Source organism: Croceibacterium ferulae, from assembly GCF_003660445.1.
Lineage (GTDB): Bacteria > Pseudomonadota > Alphaproteobacteria > Sphingomonadales > Sphingomonadaceae > Croceibacterium > Croceibacterium ferulae.
The window spans coordinates 153,095-171,453 of the sequence record NZ_QZVQ01000009.1; the positions used below are offsets into that span (position 1 = coordinate 153,095).

Here is an 18,359-nt window from a genome sequence, read left to right on the forward strand (position 1 = left end):
GGTCAGAGCGCGAACTCCGTCACCAGCGGCACATGGTCGCTCGGCCGGTCCCAGGCGCGCGCCGGTTCCAGCACGCGGTGCGCCGTTGCCGTGGCGGCAAGATCGGGGCTGGCCCACATGTGGTCCAGCCGCCGGCCGCGATCATTGGTCTGCCAGTTGGCCGAGCGATAGGACCACCAGCTGAAATAGCGTGCCGGTGCCGCGATGTGCTGCCGGCCCAGATCCACCCAGCCATGCGCATCGCCGAAGCGGGCGAGCGCCTCGACCTCGATCGGTGTATGGCTGACGACCTTCAGCAACTGCTTGTGACTCCACACATCACATTCCAGCGGTGCGATGTTGAAATCGCCGACGATCAGCGTCGGCCGATCAACCGTGTCGGCCCAGCGGGTCATGCGTTCCAGGAAATCCAGCTTCTGGCCGAACTTCACGTTCTGCTCCCGGTCAGGAATGTCGCCGCCTGCCGGCACATAGACATTCTCGACCACCATCCCCTGGCCCTGCGGCCCGGTCAGTTCCACGCCCACATGGCGCGCCTCGCCATTGTCCTGCCAGTCATGCCGCGACACTTCGCGCAAGGGGATCCGGCTGATCGTGGCGACGCCGTGATAGCCCTTCTGCCCGTGGATCACCTGATGCTCGTAGCCCAGCGCGGCCAGCTCGGCGGCAGGGAAGTGCTCGGCCACCGTCTTGATCTCCTGCAGGCACAGGACGTCCGGCGCTTCCTCGCGCAGCAGCCGCTCGACCAGCGGCATGCGCAGGCGGACGGAGTTGATGTTCCAGCTCGCGATCTTGACCATGACGTGCCCGATAGGGGCAGCTGGCAGACGCAGCAAGAGCGCCGCTTGCACCCGGCAAAGGGTTGCGCCAATGACGGTTGCATTCGCAACATGTTTGCCCGGAGAGTCCCGTTGAAGCGCATTTTCGCCGCTGCCCTGTGCTCCATTGCCCCCGCCGCACTGCTGGCTGGCTGCGCCACCACCGCGACCTCGACCGGCGGGGGTGCGGACAGCGCCATGGCGGCCGGCCTGACCACGCAGCCGCTGCCCGCATCCGTCAACACGGATCTGCCGCGCACCGCGCGCCCGCTGCATTACACGATCGACGTCATCCCTGACGCTGCCAATCTCAGCTTCGTGGGTACCACCACCATCGACATGGAGGTGTTCGAACGCACCGACACGCTGGTGCTGCACGCGCTAGACCTGACCTTCTCGGCCGCGCGCCTGCTGCCGGTCGACGGCAGCGGCACGATCGTGCCGCTGCGCACGCGCGTCGACGCGGATGCGCAGACCGTGACCCTGACCGCGCCGCGCGCCATCGATCCGGGCCGCTACCGCGTCGACCTGAGCTATGCCGGCATCATCAACACGCAGGCGAACGGCCTGTTCGCGCTCGATTACCCGGACAAGCGCACGGGGCAGCAGGTGCGCGGGCTGTTCACCCAGTTCGAAGCGCCCGACGCCCGCCGCTTCGCGCCGATGTTCGACGAGCCGAGCTACAAGGCGACGTTCGACCTGTCCGCCACCGTGCCCACCGGCCAGATGGCGCTGAGCAACATGCCGGTCGCGGCCGAGCAGGACCTGGGCAACGGCACCAAGCGGGTGACCTTCCGCACCAGCCCCAAGATGAGCAGCTACCTGCTGTTCTTCGGCCTGGGCGATTTCGAGCGGGTGACCAAGCAGGCCGCCGGCGGCACGGAGGTCGGCATCGTCGCCCCCACCGGCAGCGGCAGCCAGTCGCAATATGCGCTGGACACGCTGGCGCCCATGGTCGGCTACTACAACGACTATTTCGGCGTGAATTATCCGCTGCCCAAGCTGGACAATATCGCCGGCCCCGGCGAATCGCAGTTCTTCGGCGCGATGGAAAACTGGGGTGCGGTGTTCACCTTCGAACGCATCCTGCTGGAAGACCCCGCCATCGCCAGTGCCGCCAGCCGGCAGCAGCTGTACACCACGCAGGCACACGAGGTTGCGCACCAGTGGTTCGGCGACATCGTCACCATGGCATGGTGGGACGATCTGTGGCTGAACGAAGGCTTCGCCAGCTGGATGGAAACCAAGGCGACCGACCACTTCAACCCGCAATGGCACGCGCTGCTCAGCCGTGTCGGCGGGCGCGAGGCGGCCATGGGGCTGGACAGCCTGGTCAGCACGCATCCGGTGGTGCAGCCGATCCGCACAGTCAGCGAGACCAACCAGGCGTTCGACGCCATCGCCTATCAGAAGGGCGAGGCAGTGATCGCCATGCTGGAAGCCTTCGCGGGCGAGGATGTGTGGCGCCAGGGTATCCGCGGCTACATGGCCGAACATCAGTACGGCAACACGGTCAGCGACGATCTGTGGTCCGCGGTGGAAGGTGCCGGCGCGACCGGGCTGACCGACATCGCGCATGACTTCACCCGCCAGCCCGGCGTGCCGCTGGTGATGGCGGAAGCGACCTGCACCGATGGCCGCACCCGCCTGTCGCTGAGCCAGAGCGAGTTCAGCCGCGACCGGCGCGAGGCGGTGGCCGCCAATCCCACGCGCTGGCGCGTGCCGCTGAACGTGCAGGTCGGCACCGCTGCCCCTGTGCGCGAAGTGCTGCAGGGCCAGACCACGATGGTACTGCCCGGTTGCGGCCCGGTGATCGTGAATGGCGGGCAGCTGGGCTACTTCCGCACCCTGTATTCCGCCCCGATGGTGGCCGAGCTGGCGCGCGGCATGGCGCGGCTGCAGCCGATCGACCAGCTCGGCCTGATGCGCGACAACTGGTCGCTGGCGCAGGCCGGCTACCAGCCAGTCGGCCCGGCGCTGGACCTGCTGGCTGCGATCCCGGCCGACGCCAATCCGGTGGTGACCGAAAGCGCGGTGTCCCGCTGGGGCGCGGCCTACGACCTGCTGGAAACGGAGGCGGACAAGACCCGCCTGCGCAATCTGGCGGTGGCCAAGTACCTGCCCGTGCTGCGCCGGATGGGCTGGGAACAGCGCGCGGCGGACACGGTGGCGGAGGCCAATCTGCGGTCCGAGCTGATCTCCGTGCTGGGCAATATGGGCGAGCCCACCGTGCTGGCCGAAGGCAACCGCCTGTTCGCCGCGCTGGCGACCAATCCGAAGGCGCTGGACGGCCCGCTGAAGGCCACCTGGCTGGCGCTGACCGCGCGCAATGCCACGCCGGAACAGTGGGAGCTGCTGGCGCGGCTGGCCTCCACCTCCGGCAGCACCGTCGAACGGCAGACCTATTACCAGCGGCTGGGCGCGGTGGCGGACGAGGCGCTGGCGCGACGGGCGCTGGCCCTGTCGCTGTCGGGCGAGGCGGGCACCTCCAGCGCGCGGATCATCAGCGCGGTGGCGAGCGAGCATCCCGAACTGGCCTACGACTTCGCGATCGAGAATCGTGCGGCGGTGGAGAAGCTGGTCGATAATTCGGCCCGCGCGCGTTACTTCGCCGGGCTGGCCTCCGCTTCGCAGGATCCCGCGATCATCGGCAAGCTGCGCACCCTGCGCGCCGCCACCCCGGCGGACGAGCAGGTGCCGATCGATCGGGTGATCGGCGGTATCGAGCAGCAGCTGGAAGCGAACCCGCGCATGCGCGAGCAGATCTCCGGCTGGCTGCGGCTGGAGGCGCGGTGATCGCGGTTCGCAGGCGATAGACAACGGGGCGGTCTGGACTCTAGGAGCCGCACATGGCCGCCCCCCAACCCTTTGTTCTGCTCGACGATGCCAGTGCCGGCGGCGCGGGCGCTCTGCTGCTGCAGGCGCCCGTGCAAGTGTTCGTCGCGCGTCAGCCGCACGAGGTGCTGCCGGTGCTGGCAGCGGCAGATGCCGCGCGGCGGACCAGCGGCGGCACGCTGGCCGGCTACCTCGCTTACGAGGCGGGCCTCGCGCTGGAGCCGCGCCTGGCCGATCGCGCGGCGCCGCGCAGCGGTGCGGCCGGGCCGCTGGTGTGGTTCGGCCTGTTCGCGCATGCCGAGCCGATCGCCGACCTGCCGGCCTGGCTGGCGGCGCAGGATAGCGGCGCCGGCGGAGACATCGCCGCCAGCATCGGCCCGCTCGCTCCGGCGCGCACGATTGGCGACTATCTGGGCGCGTTCGACCAGTTGCAGGACGCCATTGCCGCGGGCGACATCTACCAGGCGAACCTGACCCTGCCGCTGGTTGGCGGTGCCACCGGCGATCCCTTCGCGCTCTATGCCGCCATACGTGGCGATGCGCGGGGCGGGCATGGCGCGCTGGTGTTCGACGGGTCGCACTGGCTGCTAAGCTTCAGCCCCGAACTGTTCTTCGCGCTGGATGGCGGCACCATCACGACCCGCCCGATGAAGGGCACTCGCCCGCGCGGGGCCGACGCGGCGCAGGATGCGGCGCTCGCCGCCGAACTCGCTGCCTCGGCCAAGGAACGGGCGGAGAACCTGATGATCACGGACCTGCTGCGCAACGATCTGGCGCGGGTCGCCAGGGCCGGCAGCGTGCGGGTGAGCGATGCCTTTGCGGTGGAAACCTATCCCACCATCCATGCCATGACCTCCACCGTCAGCGCCGATCTGGCGCCGGGCCGGGGCGCGATGGACGTGCTGCGCGCGCTGTTCCCCTGCGGCTCGATCACCGGCGCCCCCAAGATCCGTGCCATGGAACTGATCGACGCGGTCGAACCCGATGCGCGCGGTCCCTATTGCGGGGCGATCGGCCGGATCGGCACGGATGCCGGCGGGGCCGAGCGGGCGAGCTTCTCCGTCGCCATCCGCACCGTTCGCCTGACCCCGGGCGAGAATGGCCGACACGGGGCGGTCATGGGCGTGGGCGGCGCCATCGTGGCCGACAGTGATGGCATGGCCGAGTGGCGGGAAACGCAGGTCAAGGGCGGCTTCCTGCGCGGGCGCGCCGGTGGGCACGACCTGATCGAGACGATGCGCGCCACGCCTGATGCCGGGGTCGCGCTGCTGGGCCTGCATCTCGACCGGCTGGAGCGGAGCGCCGCGGAACTGGGCCTTGCCTGCGACCGTGCCGCCATCGCCGCCGCGATCGAGCAGGCGATCGGCCACCTCGCCGCGCCTGCCCGGCTGCGGGTGGTGCTGGCGCGATCGGGCGCGCTGGCGCTGGAAAGCGGGCCCTTGCCGGCGGTCTTGGGCGAGCCGGTGCCGGTGGTGCCGGTGCCCTTGCCGGTCAGCCCCGGCGACTGGCGGCTGCGGCACAAGACCACTGACCGGGCCTTCTATGCGGAGGCGCTGACTGCCGCCCAGGAAGCCGGGGCGCAGGAGGCCGTGCTGGTGCGGCCTGACGGCTTCGTCACCGAGGGCAGCTTCACCTCTATCTTCGTCGAACGCGCCGGCCGCCTGGTAACTCCGCCGCTGGCGCATGGCCTGTTACCGGGCGTCGCCCGGCGCGCGCTGCTGGAGGAAGGCCGCGCCACCGAAGGCGCGCTGACGCTGGACGATCTCGCCGGCGGCTTCCTGCTCGGTAATGCCCTGCGTGGCCTGATGCCCGCGAAACTGATGGAACCATGACAACCCATCTCAGCCCCGCGCTGCAGCGCATCGCCGCCTCACCGACCACCGCCATGACCGACCGGGCCAGCGCGCTGCGGGCGGAAGGGCGCGACATTATCTCGCTGTCGGTGGGGGAACCGGATTTCGCCACTCCGCCGCATGTGCTGGCCGCCGCCCATGCCGCGCTGGATGCGGGCGACACGCGCTACACCCCCGTCACCGGCACCGCGGCGCTGAAGCAGGCTGTCGCTCTGCATTTCGCGCGCGACCTGGGGCTGCCAACCGATCCCGCACAGGTGATCGTCACCGCCGGCGGCAAGCAGGCGATCTTCGAGGCGCTGGCCGCCACGGTGAGCGAGGGCGATGAGGTCATCATCCCCGCGCCCTGGTGGGTATCCTACCCGCAGATGGTCCGCTTCGCCGGCGGCACGGTGGTGCCCCTGCAGACCAGCGCGGCCGATGGCTTCCGCTTCGAGGCCGCCGCGTTGGAGGTGCTGATCACACCGCGCACACGCTGGTTGCTGCTGAACAGCCCCGGCAACCCGACCGGCGCGGTGTTTCCGCCGGCGATGCTGGACGATGTGGCGGAGGTGCTGCGCCGGCATCCCCATGTGCTGGTGATGTCGGACGATATCTACGCGCCGCTGATCTATACCGGGCAGGCCCACGTCACCCTGGCCGCCCGCCACCCGGATCTGGCGGAGCGCGTGCTGACCGTCTCGGGTGTGTCGAAGAGCCATGCAATGACCGGTTTCCGCATCGGCGTCGCCACTGGCCCTGCCTGGCTGATCGAGGCGATGGGCCGGCTGCAATCCAACGCCTGCGGCAACCCCGCCTCCATCAGCCAGGCGGCTGCCGTGGCGGCGTTCAATGGCCCGCAGGATTTCCTGTCCGGATGGCGGGAGACGTTCCGCAGCCGTCGGGACATGGTCGTGGCCGCTGTGAATGCGGAACCGGGGCTGTCCACCCCTGTGCCCGATGGCGCCTTCTACTGCCTGGTCGATGCCGCGCCGCTGCACGACCGTTTCGGCGGTGACGACACCAAGCTGGCGCTGCACCTGCTGGAACATGGCGTGGCGGTGGTCGCCGCCAGTGCCTTCGGCGGCAGCTTCGGCTTCCGCATCAGCTTTGCTGCGGACGAGGCGCTGCTGGCGGATGCCATGCGCCGGATCGCGGCGGCGGTGCAGTAAGGCCGGGGGGCCGGATCCGGACGAAGTCGAGGATCTGACCGGCAACCCAGGAAGGCTCCTCCAGGTGCAGCCAGTGGGTTGCGCCGTCATGGATGATCAGCTCCGCGTCGCGGCATTGCGCGGCGCTTGCCTCCGCCAGTTCCGGCAGCAACGCCTGGTCCTGCCGCCCCCACAGGATCCGCACCGGAACCTCGATGGTCCCAAGTGGCCGGCGCGACCGGCGCATCAGGGCCCGGTAATAGTCGAGCATGGCCGTGAGCCGCCCCGGCTGCGCCCATTGCTCCTTGTACCGGGCGAGATCATCAGCACTGAAGGTGCCGGGCCGCGCCGTCCTGGCGAGCATGAGTTCCAGCGCGCGGAAGTTGCGCGCGGAGAGCACCGCCTCCGGCAGGAAGGGAAGCTGGAAGAAGCCGATATAGGCGCTGCGCAGCGCTTGCTGCGGCCTGTGGCGGATGACGGCGCGCATCACGTCCAGATGCGGCGCGTCGAGGATGACGAGCCTGCTCACCCGCTCCGGGTGGAAGGCCGCCACTGCCCAGGCCACGATCCCGCCCCAGTCATGGCCGACGAGATCGAACTGCCGGATGTCCAGCGCATCGGCGAGCGCGACAATGTCGCCCGTCAGGTGATCCAGATGATAGGAGGACACGCCTTTAGGACAGTCGCTGCGGCCATAGCCCCGCATGTCCGGGACGATCACCCTCAGGCCGGCGGTCGCCAATGCGGGGATCTGCTTGCGCCAGCTCCACCAGAACTCAGGGAAGCCATGCAGCAGGATGATCGGCGGGCCGTCTTCCGGCCCGGCCTGCACGTAATGGAGGCGCGTACCGGCGGCGTCCACGAAGCTGTGGCGGAAGCCGTCCGGCATCGCGCTACTCCGCCGCTTCGCTGTAGCCTTCGTCCACGTCCGGCTCCTCCTCCGCATCGGCATTGGCCAGCACCAGCGCCTCGTCGGCCAGCGCGGCGTCGGTGACGCCGAAGCGGGCGGCGACATCGGGGGCGTAGCGGACCAGGTCGCCGCGCAGGCGTAGCAGCGACAGGTCCTTGCTCTTGCCTTCCAGCATCACGTCGAACACCAGCCCTTCGGCCATGCGCATGAAGGTGGCGAATTCGAACGGGTTGGTGAAATCGCTGTGCCCGGTCCATACCGGCGGGCGCAGCACCGTCTTTATGCGAGCGCCGGCCTTGGGCTTGGTCAGCAGCAGCTCGCCCTTCTTCGGCTTCTTGCCAGGCACGATCTTCTGCTTGATCTCACGCAGTTCCGTGCGAGGGCTGGAGAAGTGCATCTTGGGTCGGCAGCCTTCGGGCCAGGTGTTGATGAACTTCTCGAACGTGTCGCGGATCTCCAGCCGCTCGGGATTGAGGCACCAGAAGTGCTGGTAATCGAATACCAGCCGCACGCCGGTCCGCTCGTGAATCCATAGCGCGTCGGCGGCGCTGAAGCGGATGTCGTCATTTTCCAGCACCAGCCGGCGCTGCACATGTTCGGGGCACTTGTTCCACCCTTCGATCCAGCGCGCGCGCGACGCCTCGGGATCGCCATAGACGCCGCCGACATGGGTGATCATCACCGCCTCGTCATCCAGCTCCATGCGGTCCAGCATTTCGGCCTGGGACGACAGGTCCCAGATGCTCTTGGCGGTCAGTTCCGGGTCGGGCGAGTTCAGCAGCACATACTGGCTGGGGTGGAAGGACAGGCGGATGCCCAGATCCTTCGCCTTCTTGCCGAACGCGCGCAGTTCCGCATTGGAATCCGCCACCATGGAATGGAATTGCGGCATGTCGGGATGGGTGGCGTAAGGCGCGATGTCGGATGACAGGCGGTACATGTCGATCCGCACCTTGGCGAGGTAGTCGAGCACGCCGTCCAGCAGCTCCAGCGAGCATTTGAGGTGCGGGTCCTTCTGCCAGCGGCGGGTGTCCTGCGTCTTCACGCCGGGGCGGCCCATGACCTTCACGGGGAAGCCCAGGCGCAGGGGGTAGGATGGATCGGTCATGCCCCAGCAACGCGGCTGCCTGCCATATCGGTCCTGCGAAAAGCCTGTTAAGGGCGCGGCCATGACCCTGCCGATCCTGTACGAAGATGCCGAAGCGCTGATCATCAACAAGCCTGCGGGGCTGTCGATCGACCGGCCCCGCGCCGGCGGCCCGGCGTTGAGCGACCACCTGCCCGGCCTGCGGCTGGGCTTCCAGCGGGAGCCCGCAGCGGTGCACCGGCTGGATACCGACACGTCCGGCTGCCTGCTGCTGGCGCGCAACCCCAAGGCGCTGAAGCGCTTTTCCGCCGCGTTCGAGGCGCGCCTGCCGGTGAAGCGCTATCTGGGCATCCTGGCCGGCGTACCGGCGGAAACCGAGGGCACGATCGAGCTGAACCTGTCCAAGATCAGCAGCGCGGACGATGGCTGGCGGATGATCCCGGCGAAGAAGGGCAAGCCGGCGCTGACCCGCTGGCGCGTGCTGGACGTGCAGGGCGGGCGTGCGCTGGTGGAGTTCCTGCCGGAAACCGGGCGTACGCACCAGATCCGCGTCCATGCCGCCAGCGGCATCGGCATCCCGCTGCTGGGTGATCCGGTCTATGGCCAGAAGGCCGGCATCCGGCGCACGATGCTGCATGCCGCCGCGCTGACCATGCCGCGTGAAGGCAAGGACCCGGCCGCCGCGGTCGCGCCGATGCCGGCCGATTTCGCCGCGCATGGCTTCACGGACCCGGCCTCCGCCGATGGATGACGTTGTCGCCCGTGCACTGGCCTTGGCGAGCGAAAGCTTCGTCACCGCCAGCGGCCCGGGCGGGCAGAACGTCAACAAGGTGGCGAGTGCGGTGCAGTTGCGGGTGAACATCTACCAGCTGCGCCTGGCGCCGGAGGTGTTTCACCGGCTGAAAGGCCTGGCGGGCAGCCGGCTGAACGGTCGCGGGGAGATCATGATCGATGCACGCCGCCACCGGACGCAGGAGGCCAACCGCGCCGATGCCCGCGAACGGATGGCGGAACTGATCACGGAAGCGCTGGTGGTGCCCAAGACCCGCGCCAAGAGCCGCGTGAACCGCGTGGGCAAGATGCAGCGGCTGGCCGGCAAGAAGGTCCGCAGCACCGTGAAGGCCAATCGTGGCAAGGTCGACTGGTAGGGTTCGATCTTGACTCTCGTGCAGCGCTGACGCACAGGCGCACCCGATGGGCGGCGCCTCTGTGCGTCGCCCCTGTTGTTTCGGGCGTGTCTCGCCCCCAGACTGATAGTGGAATTGGACCCATGGCGAAGCCCGCAACCATCAAGATCCGGCTGAACTCCACGGCCGATACCGGTTTCTTCTATGTCACCAAGAAGAACCCGCGCAACACGACGGAGAAGATGACGTTCCGCAAGTACGATCCCGTCGTGCGCAAGCATGTCGAGTTCAAGGAAGGCAAGATCAAGTAAGCTGCCGGTCCTGCCGATTCGCGTGGCCCGGATCATCCCGCTGGGGAACACCGGGCGCGCGGCAGGATTAAGCTGCGGTTCAATGCCACTGGCACAGGGCCGCATCATGATCACTCGCACTCTTCTGCTTTCCGCCGCCGCCTTCACGCTGGCGGCCCCGCTGGCGATCCTTGCTCCGGCCAGTCCGGCTCAGGCACAGGCCCGTGCGCAGTCCCGCGGCGACCAGCTCGATCAGGTGGTGAGCGCATTGCGCGCCATCAACACGATGCAGGCGGACTTCACCCAGACCGATCGCAGCGGCCAGACGGTTGGCGGCACGCTGACCCTGAAACGGCCCGGCCGCATCCGATTCCAGTACAGCCGCGACGTGAACATGCTGGTCGTGTCGGACGGGCGCGCGCTGACGCTGATCGACTACGATGTGCGGCAGGTGCAGCGTTATCCGATCAGCAATTCGCCCCTCGGTGCGCTGCTCGATCCGAATCGCGACGTGCGCCGGTTCGGCCAGCTTGTGTCCACCGGCAATCCCAACGTCATCAGCGTGGCGGTCAAGGATCCGGGGAAGCCGGAATATGGCACGATCACGCTGGTCTTCACCCGTGATGCCGGTGCGCCGGGCGGGCTGGAGCTGACCAGCTGGGTGGCGCTGGACGCGCAGAACACGCGTACCACCGTGCGGCTGTCCAACCAGCGGTACGGAATGGCCGTGCCCGACCGGACCTTCACCTACAACGACCCGCGGCGCACCACCAACCGGCGCTGAGACACACGGTTACAAGAATGGGCTGTGCTATTCATTCTGCAGCAAGCCCGCCAGCCATATATCGATTGCACAAGGTGCGGCGCGGCAGGTTTTCCCCCCTGTTGCCCTGCCGCCTGCCACAGCGCCTTGTGAAGCGTGACGAACGCTCAAGAGGAACCCCCGTCCCACAGCCCCGGGACGGGGGTTTTTTGTGCCTGGCGTCTATCCCGCATCGTCATTGCGAGCGTAGCGAAGCGATCCGGGCCACCGACTCTTACGCCTGCGGCTCCTCGCAATGACGAAATTGTTGGTAGCGTCAGCGAATCGGCAGGTGCAGTTCGGCGGTCAGGCCCCGGACCGTGCCATCGGCTACGTGGCGGTTGACCAGATGCAGCGATCCGCCATCCTGTTCGGCAATCGCCCGCGCCAGCGTCAGGCCCAAGCCTGCTCCGCCCGTAGCGCGATTGCGTGATGTCTCGCCCCGCGCGAAGGGCAGCAGCATGGCCGCCTGCGCATCCTCCGCAATGCCCGGCCCGTCATCTTCCACCCGCACGATCGCGACACCGGCGGTCCGCTCCAGCGATACGCGCGCCCCGCCGCCATAGCGGACGGCATTGTCGACCAGGTTGCGCAGTGCCCGGCGCAACCAGGATCCGCGCAGCATCATCGGCAGGCGGTCGCTCGGCTGCATTTCCACGGGCTGGCCCATATCCTCATATTCCTCGACCATCGCATCCAGCAGGGCGGCGAGGTCCGTGCGTTCGGGCTCCTCCCCCGGCCGGCCCACGCGGGCGAGCGAGAGGATGTCGTCCAGCGAGCGCACGATGTCCTCGATCGTGGCAGCCATGCGCGCGCGCTCGGCCGTGTCGGGTACCGACTCGATCCGCACGCGCAGCGCGGTCAACGGCGTCTTGAGATCATGGCCGATGGCGCCCAGCATCACGTCCTTCTCGTCCAGCAGGGCAACGATGCGCGCCTCCATGGCGTTGTGCGCCACGATCAGGCGGCGCATGTCCTGCGGCCCGGTGGGCTCCAGCTGTCCGGCAGGATCGCGGGATCGGGCAAAGCTTTCGACCCGCGCGGTCAGGGCCGCCAGCGGCCGGGTGATGCGGCGCAGTAGCAGCGCCAGCCCGCCCACCAGCACGACGTAGAGCAGCAGCGTCTGCCAGGCGAGGCGCCAGATCTGGCGGCTGCCGTCCTGCGGCACGGGTTCGCGCGCCACCGTCCAGTGATTGTCGCCGGGGCGGCGCATGGCCGCCAGCACGAAGGGATAGTCCAGCCAGTCCTGCCGCTGCAGTTCGCCATCATCGGCCAGCTGGCGCATCACCCAGCGATCGTCCCGCCAGATGCGGGTGGTCACCAGCAATTGCGCCGGCGTGATGCCCTGTTCGGCCATGATCGCCCGCAGCGCTGCCTCTCGCCGGGGATCGCGCTGCTCGCCTCGCCGAAGCGGGAAGTCGGCGGTGCGCTGGATGCGCAGGCGGCGCCAGCGTGACGAGTCGCGATGGCGCGGCGGCTGGCCGAATTCCATGCGGGGTTCGGACACCAGCTGAAAGGCCAGCGTGCTGATCGCCCGCGCCTCCTGCCGCTGACGTGCTGCCTGCAGCTGCAGCGCGGCGGAGATGCCCTGCGCCACCAGCAGCGCGGCGCCGACCGCCAGCAGCATCTGGCCCAGCAGGCTCCGGGGTAGCCAGTGCCGGGGATGCAGGCGGCCCATCTGATCAGCCACCCGGCCGGTCTGCGGCTTGCACCACCCGGCGCACATCTGCGGCGAAGCGGTAGCCACCGCCCCACACGGTCTGGATCAGGCGCGGATCGCGGCTGTCCGTCTCCACCTTGCGGCGCAGGCGGCTGACCTGGTTGTCGACCGCGCGATCGAACAGATGCGCCTCGCGCCCCTGCACCATGTCGAGCAGCCGGTCGCGGTCGAGCACCTGGCGCGGATGGGACAGGAAGGCGACCAGCAAGCGGAACTCCGCGGAGGAGATCGGCACCACCGTGCCCTCGGGATCGGTCAGGCGGCGCTTCAGCGGATCGAGCCGCCAGCCGTCGAATTCGTACAGCGCATCCTCCTCCGTCATCACGGGCGCGCGGGTCGCGCGGCGCAGGACGGAGCGGATACGGGCGACCAGCTCGCGCGGCTCGAACGGCTTCACGACGTAATCGTCGGCGCCGATTTCCAGCCCGATGATCCGGTCGGTCGCCTCCCCCCGCGCGGTCAGCAGGATGACCGGCAGCTCGCGCGTTTCCACCAGGTGGCGGCACAGCGACAGGCCGTCCTCGCCCGGCATCATGATGTCGAGAAGGACCAGATCGGGCCGCTCCTCCACCAGCAGGCTGCGCGCGCGGGCTGCATCGGGTGCCGCGCGCACGGCAAAGCCCTGGCGGACCAGATAGTCCGCCAGGGGCTCGCGCAGGGATGGCTCGTCATCGACCAGCAGCAGCCGGATGGGTGCCGGATCGGCCGGAGCACTTGCCATGTTACTGCATGGTCGCGGGTGGCTGGCCACCCGCCCGTCCGGAACGCTGCGGCCGCGCCGCCCGGCGCTCCTCGCGCGTGACCGTGCCGTCCTTGTTCGCATCCGCCTGGTCGAACCTGGCGAGCGCGCGGGCGGTGAAATCGGCCTGTGTGATAACTTCATTGCCATTCACGCCGCTCATGCGCATGCCGCGGCCGCCACGGTGACCGCGCCGTTCCGCGCGTTCAGGGCGGGCGGTGAACTCTGCCGGGCTCAGCTGGCCATTTCCGTCGGTATCGAGGCGCTGGAACCGCGCCTGCTGCTTCGCGGCGCGATCGGCCGCATCCAGCTTGCCGTCGCCGTTCGCATCCATTCGGGCGAAGGCGGTCGCCGCCATCTGCTCGGCCTGGGCGCGGGTCATTTCCGCGGCCATCCGCGCGGAACGGGCGGGGGAGCCGGGCGCGGCGTCCTGGGCGATGGCGGGGATCGCCAGCAGCGCGGCAGCGGCCGAGCCGAGGGCCAGTATCGAAGGTATCTTCACGTCAGGTCTCCCGTGAATGGGGAAAAAGGCGAACAGCGATGCATCGGGCGGGTCGGGGAAAGGGGAAGCCCGATGCCCCGCTGTCCATGAATGCCGTTCTAGGACCTGCTGGTAACACGCCTATGCCCGATACCGGCGAAAGTGTCGCAGTTTGTCGTTTGCGCACGGGCGTGTTCATGAGGCTGCAAGGCTGTCACAGCGGCGCGCAGGCCTCCTCCAGCCAGGCCAGCGCCTCACCATCCAGCTGCGGGGCAAGCAGCGCGCGGGTGCGGGCGTGATAGCTGTTCCACCAGGCGATCTCCTCCGCGGTCAGCAACGTGCGCTCAACCAGCGTCCGGTCGATCGGGGCGAAGGTCAGGGTTTCGAAGCCGAGCCATTCACCGCCGCCGGGGAACTCGCGCCGTTCCACCAGCACCAGGTTCTCCGTGCGGATGCCATAGGCGCCCGCCTCGTAATAGCCGGGCTCGTTGGACAGGATCATGCCTGCGACCAGCGGCTCACCGGTGCCGGCTTGCCCGGCATTCAGCTTGCCGATACGCTGCGGCCCTTCATGCACGCCCAGGAAGGCGCCGACGCCATGGCCGGTGCCATGGGCGTAATCGGCCCCGTCCAGCCACAGGAACTGGCGCGCCAGCACGTCCAGCTCGCCGCCGGTGGTGCCCGCCGGGAAGACCTGCCGGTCCAGCGCGATGTGGCCCTTCAGCACGCGGGTGAAGCGGTCCCGCTGCGCCGCGCTGGGCTGCGTGCCGGCGGGGTCGGGAATCCACACGGTGCGGGTGATGTCTGTCGTGCCGTCGAGATACTGTCCGCCCGAATCGATCAGGAACACGCTGCCCGGCCGGATGGGCAGGTTGCTGTCCGCGTCGACGCGATAATGCGGCAGCGCGGCGTGCTGCCCGGCGGCGGAGATCGTGTCGAAGGATGTGTCCTTCAGCAGCCCGGTCGCATCGCGGAAGGCGAGCAGGCGGGCGGCTGCGGACAGTTCCGTCTCGCCGCCCTTGGGCACCTCCGTCGCCAGCCAGTGCAGGAAGCGGGCGATCGCCGCCCCGTCCCGCGCCTGCGCCGCGCGCTGGCCGGCCTGCTCGGCGGGATGCTTGATCGCCTTGGTGATGATCGTGGGATCGCGTTCGGCCACCGGCGTGGCGCCGGCGTCTTCCAGCGCCTGCGTGATCGCGGCGACGCCATAGGCCGGATCGACCAGCACGCGCCGTCCGGCAAGGTCCGCCAGCGCCCCCTCGAACGCAGTGCGGTCGCGTACGGTCACGGCATTGCCCAGATGGCGCAGCAGTTCGGGGCTGGTCTTCTCGGGCGCGATGAACAGCTCCGCCGTGCCGTCGGCCTGAGCGATGAGGTAGGAGAGCGCGACCGGCGTGTGATCCACATCGACACCCCGGATGTTGAGCAGCCAGGCGACCGAGTCCAGCGCGCTGATGATCGCCGCGTCCAGCTTGCGCGCCTTCAGCGCCTCCGCCAGTTCGGCGCGCTTCTCCGCGCTGCTGCGACCGGCCAGAGCCTCGTCATAGGGCACGGCCGGCGCGGGGGAGGGCGCGGGCCGGTCCTGCCACACGGCATCCAGCGGATTGTCGCGGCTGGCGACCAGCTCCATCCCTGCCTCCGCCAGCACGCGGGCGGCGTTCTGCGCCCAGCTGTTGGTGTGCAGCCACGGATCGTAACCGATGCGCGCGCTGGCGGGGGCCGTCGCGGCGATCCAGCGCAGCGGATCATCCTTGGGCACGCCCATGTGGCGGAACAGGCTGCCATCCACCTGCTCGCGCACCTGGATGGTGTAGCGGCCGTCGACGAACACCGCCGCATCCTCCGCCAGCACCACGGCGCTGCCCGCGCTGCCGGCGAAGCCGGTCAGCCAATGCAGCCGCTGGGCATAACCGCCCACATATTCGCTCATGTGCTCGTCGGCGATCGGCACGATCCAGCCGGCGAGCTGCTGCCGCTCCATCTGGGCGCGCAGGGCCTTCAGCCGGTTTGCGTGTGTCTGCATCAGCATCGAAAATCTGTCCTCGCTTGCGGTCGGTATGGGGCGGTCATAGATGCCCGCCATGGATGATGCCAACACCAGCGACGCAAGCGTCGCCGCCCCCACCACTCCGCCCGTCGCCGCCAAGCGCCCCAGCAGCGTCACCCATCACGGGATCACCGTGGCGGACGACTATGCCTGGCTGCGCGATCCCAACTATCCCGAAGTGACCGATCCGGAGGTGCTGGCGCATCTGGCAGCGGAGAATGCCTGGTTCGAGGCGCGGATGCAGCCGCACCGGGCTGCGGTGGAGACGCTGTTCACCGAGATGCGCGCGCGGATCAAGGAAGCCGACCGCTCCGTGCCGCAGAAGGATGGCGATTGGCTATACTGGATTGAGTACGAGGAAGGCGCCGAATACAAGAAGTGGTGGCGCAAGCCTGTTGCCGGCGGCGCGGACGAGCTGCTGCTGGACGAGGTCGCGCTGGCGGAAGGCACCGAGTATTTCCGCCTGGGCGCGATCAGCGTCAGCCATGATGGCAGCATGCTGGCCTATTCGGTCGACGATGACGGCTCCGAACGGTTCGACGTGCGGATCAAGGTACTGGCCACGGGCGAGCATCTGCCCGACACGATCGAGGGCACGCTGTCCTCGCTGATCTGGGTCGCGGGCGATCGCGGGCTGGTCTATTCGCTGGCGAACGAGCAGTGGCGCACGGACAATGCCCGGCTGCACTGGCTGGGGCAGCCGAACGACAGCGATGTCGAGCTGTATCACGAGGATGACGAGGGCTTCCGCGTCAGCGCCGGCCTATCCGCCAACGAGAAGTGGCTGATCATCGGCACGGGCGATCACGAGACCAGCGAGGTCCGCCTGATCCCCGCCGACGATCCGCTGGCTGCGCCTGTGCTGGTGCGCGAGCGGCAGGTGGGCGTGGAATATGACGTCGACGAGCGCGAGGGCGTGCTGTTCATCCACGCCAACGACCACCACGAGAACTTCCGCCTCGCGACCGCGCCGATCGACAATCCGGGCGAGTGGACCAGCCTGATCGAAGGGACGGACGCGTTCTATCTGACCGGCTTCGACCTGTTCCGCGACTTCTACGTGATCGAAGGCCGGCTGGGCGGGTTGGACCGGCTGGAGGTGCGCTATTACGACGACCCCGCGCGGATCGAGGCAATCGACTTCCCGGAGGACACCTACACCGCCGGGTTCGGCAACAATCCCGAATGGGCGATGAAGACGCTGCGGGTCGGCTATGAAAGCATGGTCAGCCCGGCCAGCACCTTCGACTATCACGTGGTGGATCGGCGGCTGGAGCTGCTGAAGGTGCAGGAGATCCCCAGCGGCTATAACCGCGACCTGTATGCGACAGAGCGGCTGGAGATCACCGCGCGCGACGGCACGGCAATTCCGGTCAGCATGGTCTACCGCCGCGACCGCACCGGCGCCGGCCCGCTGCACCTGTATGGCTATGGCGCATACGGCATGGCGATCGAGCCGGGCTTCTCCACCACGCGGCTCAGCCTGGTGGATCGCGGCTTCGCCTATGCCATCGCGCATATCCGTGGTGGCGACGATCTGGGCCGCGCCTGGTACAAGGCGGGCAAGCTGGAGCGGCGGACCAACACGTTCAACGATTTCGTCGATGTGGCGAAGGGCCTGGTGGAGCGCGGCTTCACCGTGCCGGGCCGCATCAGCATCTCCGGCGGCAGCGCCGGGGGCGAGCTGATGGGCGCGGTGATCAATTCCGACCCCGATCTGTGGGGCGCGGTGGTGGCGCATGTGCCTTTCGTGGACGTGCTGGCCACCATGCTGGATCCGGACCTGCCGCTGACGCCGGGCGAATGGCCCGAATGGGGCAACCCGATCGAGGACCCCGCCGCGTTCGAGCTGATCCGCAGCTACAGCCCCTATGACCAGCTGCGCGCGCAGGCCTATCCGCCGCTGCTGGTGACCGCCGGGCTGAACGATCCGCGCGTCACCTATTGGGAGCCGGCCAAATGGGTCGCGAAGCTGCGCGAGCTGAAGACCGACGATAACGAGCTGTTGCTCAAGACCAATATGGGCGCCGGGCATGGCGGCAAGTCCGGTCGCTTCCAGAGCCTGGAGGAGACCGCGGAGGAGTTCGCCTTCATCCTGTGGCAGCTGGGCGTCGCCGTGTGAGCAATCGCTTCACCCTGCGCTTCACGGCTGGCCCCGAGCATATCGACGAGCTGGGCCATGTGAACAACGCCGTCTGGGTGCGCTGGATGGAGGAGGTCGCCACCGCGCACTGGATGGCCGACGGTCGGCCTGCAGATGTGGAGCGCTATGCCTGGGTCGTGACCCGGCACGAGATCGACTATCGCGGCAATGTCGGCGCGGGCGAGGACGTCACGGCCCTGACCGAGATCCGCGATGCGCCGACCGGTGCGCGGTTCGAACGGTTCGTGACCTTCAGCAATGCAGCGGGCAAGGAACTGGTCCGTGCCCGCACCACCTGGGCGATGATCGACCGCGCGAGCGGGCGGCTGATGCGGGTGCCGGCGGAGGTGGCGAAGCCGTTCCTGCCGCCGGCCTGAGTC

Annotated in this window: 16 protein-coding genes; 9 read left to right on the plus strand and 7 right to left on the minus strand. The window is 68.7% G+C overall.

Going from position 1 to position 18,359, the window contains the following annotated elements:
* Nucleotides 1-2 precede the first annotated feature (2 nt).
* Nucleotides 3-800, minus strand: a complete 798-nt coding sequence (locus tag D5S08_RS12100; protein WP_121118877.1) for an exodeoxyribonuclease III — start codon at nt 798-800, stop codon at nt 3-5.
* A 111-nt stretch (nt 801-911) separates the two neighbouring features.
* On the opposite strand from D5S08_RS12100, the gene D5S08_RS12105 reads away from it, so the two are divergent.
* The 3 genes from D5S08_RS12105 to D5S08_RS12115 are packed head-to-tail and all read left to right on the plus strand — an operon-like array spanning nt 912 to nt 6,657.
* Nucleotides 912-3,614: a M1 family metallopeptidase gene (locus D5S08_RS12105; RefSeq protein WP_162301974.1), complete on the plus strand. Its 2,703-nt coding sequence runs from the start codon at nt 912-914 to the stop codon at nt 3,612-3,614.
* Between the two features lie 53 nt (nt 3,615-3,667).
* Complete coding sequence (gene pabB / locus D5S08_RS12110; protein ID WP_121118881.1) at nt 3,668-5,485, plus strand: aminodeoxychorismate synthase component I; 1,818 nt, start codon at nt 3,668-3,670, stop codon at nt 5,483-5,485.
* Complete coding sequence (locus D5S08_RS12115; RefSeq protein ID WP_241557376.1) at nt 5,482-6,657, plus strand: pyridoxal phosphate-dependent aminotransferase; 1,176 nt, start codon at nt 5,482-5,484, stop codon at nt 6,655-6,657. The genes pabB and D5S08_RS12115 overlap by 4 nt, the downstream gene beginning before the upstream one ends.
* On the opposite strand, the gene D5S08_RS12120 is transcribed toward D5S08_RS12115, so the two are convergent.
* Entirely contained in the window at nt 6,590-7,525 is a 936-nt protein-coding gene (locus D5S08_RS12120; RefSeq protein ID WP_121118883.1) for an alpha/beta fold hydrolase, read from the minus strand. The genes D5S08_RS12115 and D5S08_RS12120 overlap by 68 nt on opposite strands.
* Nucleotides 7,526-7,529: 4 nt before the next feature.
* Nucleotides 7,530-8,654: a UV DNA damage repair endonuclease UvsE gene (gene uvsE, locus D5S08_RS12125; RefSeq protein WP_175578932.1), complete on the minus strand. Its 1,125-nt coding sequence runs from the start codon at nt 8,652-8,654 to the stop codon at nt 7,530-7,532.
* Between the two features lie 61 nt (nt 8,655-8,715).
* Between uvsE and D5S08_RS12130 the strand changes: the two genes are divergently transcribed.
* From D5S08_RS12130 to D5S08_RS12145, 4 genes are all read left to right on the plus strand, one after another.
* Entirely contained in the window at nt 8,716-9,384 is a 669-nt protein-coding gene (locus D5S08_RS12130; protein WP_121118885.1) for an RluA family pseudouridine synthase, read from the plus strand.
* The gene (gene arfB, locus D5S08_RS12135) at nt 9,377-9,781 is read left to right on the plus strand and encodes an alternative ribosome rescue aminoacyl-tRNA hydrolase ArfB (protein ID WP_121118887.1); all 405 of its coding nucleotides are present in this window, start codon (nt 9,377-9,379) and stop codon (nt 9,779-9,781) included. The genes D5S08_RS12130 and arfB overlap by 8 nt, the downstream gene beginning before the upstream one ends.
* A gap of 122 nt (nt 9,782-9,903) precedes the next feature.
* On the plus strand, nt 9,904-10,071 hold the full coding sequence (rpmG, locus tag D5S08_RS12140) for a 50S ribosomal protein L33 (RefSeq protein WP_039097412.1): 168 nt from the start codon (nt 9,904-9,906) through the stop codon (nt 10,069-10,071).
* A 106-nt stretch (nt 10,072-10,177) separates the two neighbouring features.
* Complete coding sequence (locus D5S08_RS12145; RefSeq protein WP_121119046.1) at nt 10,178-10,834, plus strand: LolA family protein; 657 nt, start codon at nt 10,178-10,180, stop codon at nt 10,832-10,834.
* A gap of 295 nt (nt 10,835-11,129) precedes the next feature.
* On the opposite strand, the gene D5S08_RS12150 is transcribed toward D5S08_RS12145, so the two are convergent.
* The 4 genes from D5S08_RS12150 to D5S08_RS12165 all read right to left on the minus strand — a co-directional run bounded on the left by D5S08_RS12150 (nt 11,130) and on the right by D5S08_RS12165 (nt 15,812).
* Entirely contained in the window at nt 11,130-12,530 is a 1,401-nt protein-coding gene (locus D5S08_RS12150) for a sensor histidine kinase (protein WP_241557377.1), read from the minus strand.
* Between the two features lie 4 nt (nt 12,531-12,534).
* Nucleotides 12,535-13,293 carry a response regulator gene (locus D5S08_RS12155; RefSeq protein ID WP_121118889.1) on the minus strand — a complete coding sequence of 253 codons (759 nt, stop codon included), beginning with the start codon at nt 13,291-13,293 and terminating at the stop codon, nt 12,535-12,537.
* 1 nt (nt 13,294) lies between these two features.
* Nucleotides 13,295-13,813 (minus strand): EF-hand domain-containing protein, encoded by a 519-nt coding sequence (locus D5S08_RS12160; RefSeq protein ID WP_338322980.1) that lies wholly within the window; start codon nt 13,811-13,813, stop codon nt 13,295-13,297.
* A 193-nt stretch (nt 13,814-14,006) separates the two neighbouring features.
* The gene (locus D5S08_RS12165) at nt 14,007-15,812 is read right to left on the minus strand and encodes an aminopeptidase P family protein (protein ID WP_121119052.1); all 1,806 of its coding nucleotides are present in this window, start codon (nt 15,810-15,812) and stop codon (nt 14,007-14,009) included.
* Nucleotides 15,813-15,870: 58 nt separating this feature from the next.
* Here D5S08_RS12165 and D5S08_RS12170 point away from each other — a divergent pair, with 58 nt between their 5' ends.
* Nucleotides 15,871-17,958, plus strand: coding sequence for a S9 family peptidase (locus tag D5S08_RS12170; protein WP_121118891.1), 2,088 nt, complete (start codon nt 15,871-15,873; stop codon nt 17,956-17,958).
* Nucleotides 17,955-18,356 carry an acyl-CoA thioesterase gene (locus D5S08_RS12175; protein ID WP_121118893.1) on the plus strand — a complete coding sequence of 134 codons (402 nt, stop codon included), beginning with the start codon at nt 17,955-17,957 and terminating at the stop codon, nt 18,354-18,356. Before D5S08_RS12170 ends, D5S08_RS12175 begins: the two co-directional genes overlap by 4 nt.
* The last annotated feature ends 3 nt before the right edge of the window (nt 18,357-18,359 follow it).

Bases quoted from the DNA above. Each gene is read 5' to 3' on its own strand.
- D5S08_RS12170 (WP_121118891.1), top strand. From the start codon at position 15,871: ATGGATGATGCCAACACCAGCGACGCAAGCGTCGCCGCCCCCACCACT.
- arfB (WP_121118887.1), top strand. From the start codon at position 9,377: ATGGATGACGTTGTCGCCCGTGCACTGGCCTTGGCGAGCGAAAGCTTC.
- D5S08_RS12150 (WP_241557377.1), bottom strand. From the start codon at position 12,530: ATGGGCCGCCTGCATCCCCGGCACTGGCTACCCCGGAGCCTGCTGGGC.
- D5S08_RS12130 (WP_121118885.1), top strand. From the start codon at position 8,716: ATGACCCTGCCGATCCTGTACGAAGATGCCGAAGCGCTGATCATCAAC.
- D5S08_RS12165 (WP_121119052.1), bottom strand. From the start codon at position 15,812: ATGCAGACACACGCAAACCGGCTGAAGGCCCTGCGCGCCCAGATGGAG.
- D5S08_RS12100 (WP_121118877.1), bottom strand. From the start codon at position 800: ATGGTCAAGATCGCGAGCTGGAACATCAACTCCGTCCGCCTGCGCATG.
- D5S08_RS12115 (WP_241557376.1), top strand. From the start codon at position 5,482: ATGACAACCCATCTCAGCCCCGCGCTGCAGCGCATCGCCGCCTCACCG.
- uvsE (WP_175578932.1), bottom strand. From the start codon at position 8,654: ATGACCGATCCATCCTACCCCCTGCGCCTGGGCTTCCCCGTGAAGGTC.
- D5S08_RS12120 (WP_121118883.1), bottom strand. From the start codon at position 7,525: ATGCCGGACGGCTTCCGCCACAGCTTCGTGGACGCCGCCGGTACGCGC.
- pabB (WP_121118881.1), top strand. From the start codon at position 3,668: ATGGCCGCCCCCCAACCCTTTGTTCTGCTCGACGATGCCAGTGCCGGC.
- rpmG (WP_039097412.1), top strand. From the start codon at position 9,904: ATGGCGAAGCCCGCAACCATCAAGATCCGGCTGAACTCCACGGCCGAT.
- D5S08_RS12155 (WP_121118889.1), bottom strand. From the start codon at position 13,293: ATGGCAAGTGCTCCGGCCGATCCGGCACCCATCCGGCTGCTGCTGGTC.
- D5S08_RS12145 (WP_121119046.1), top strand. From the start codon at position 10,178: ATGATCACTCGCACTCTTCTGCTTTCCGCCGCCGCCTTCACGCTGGCG.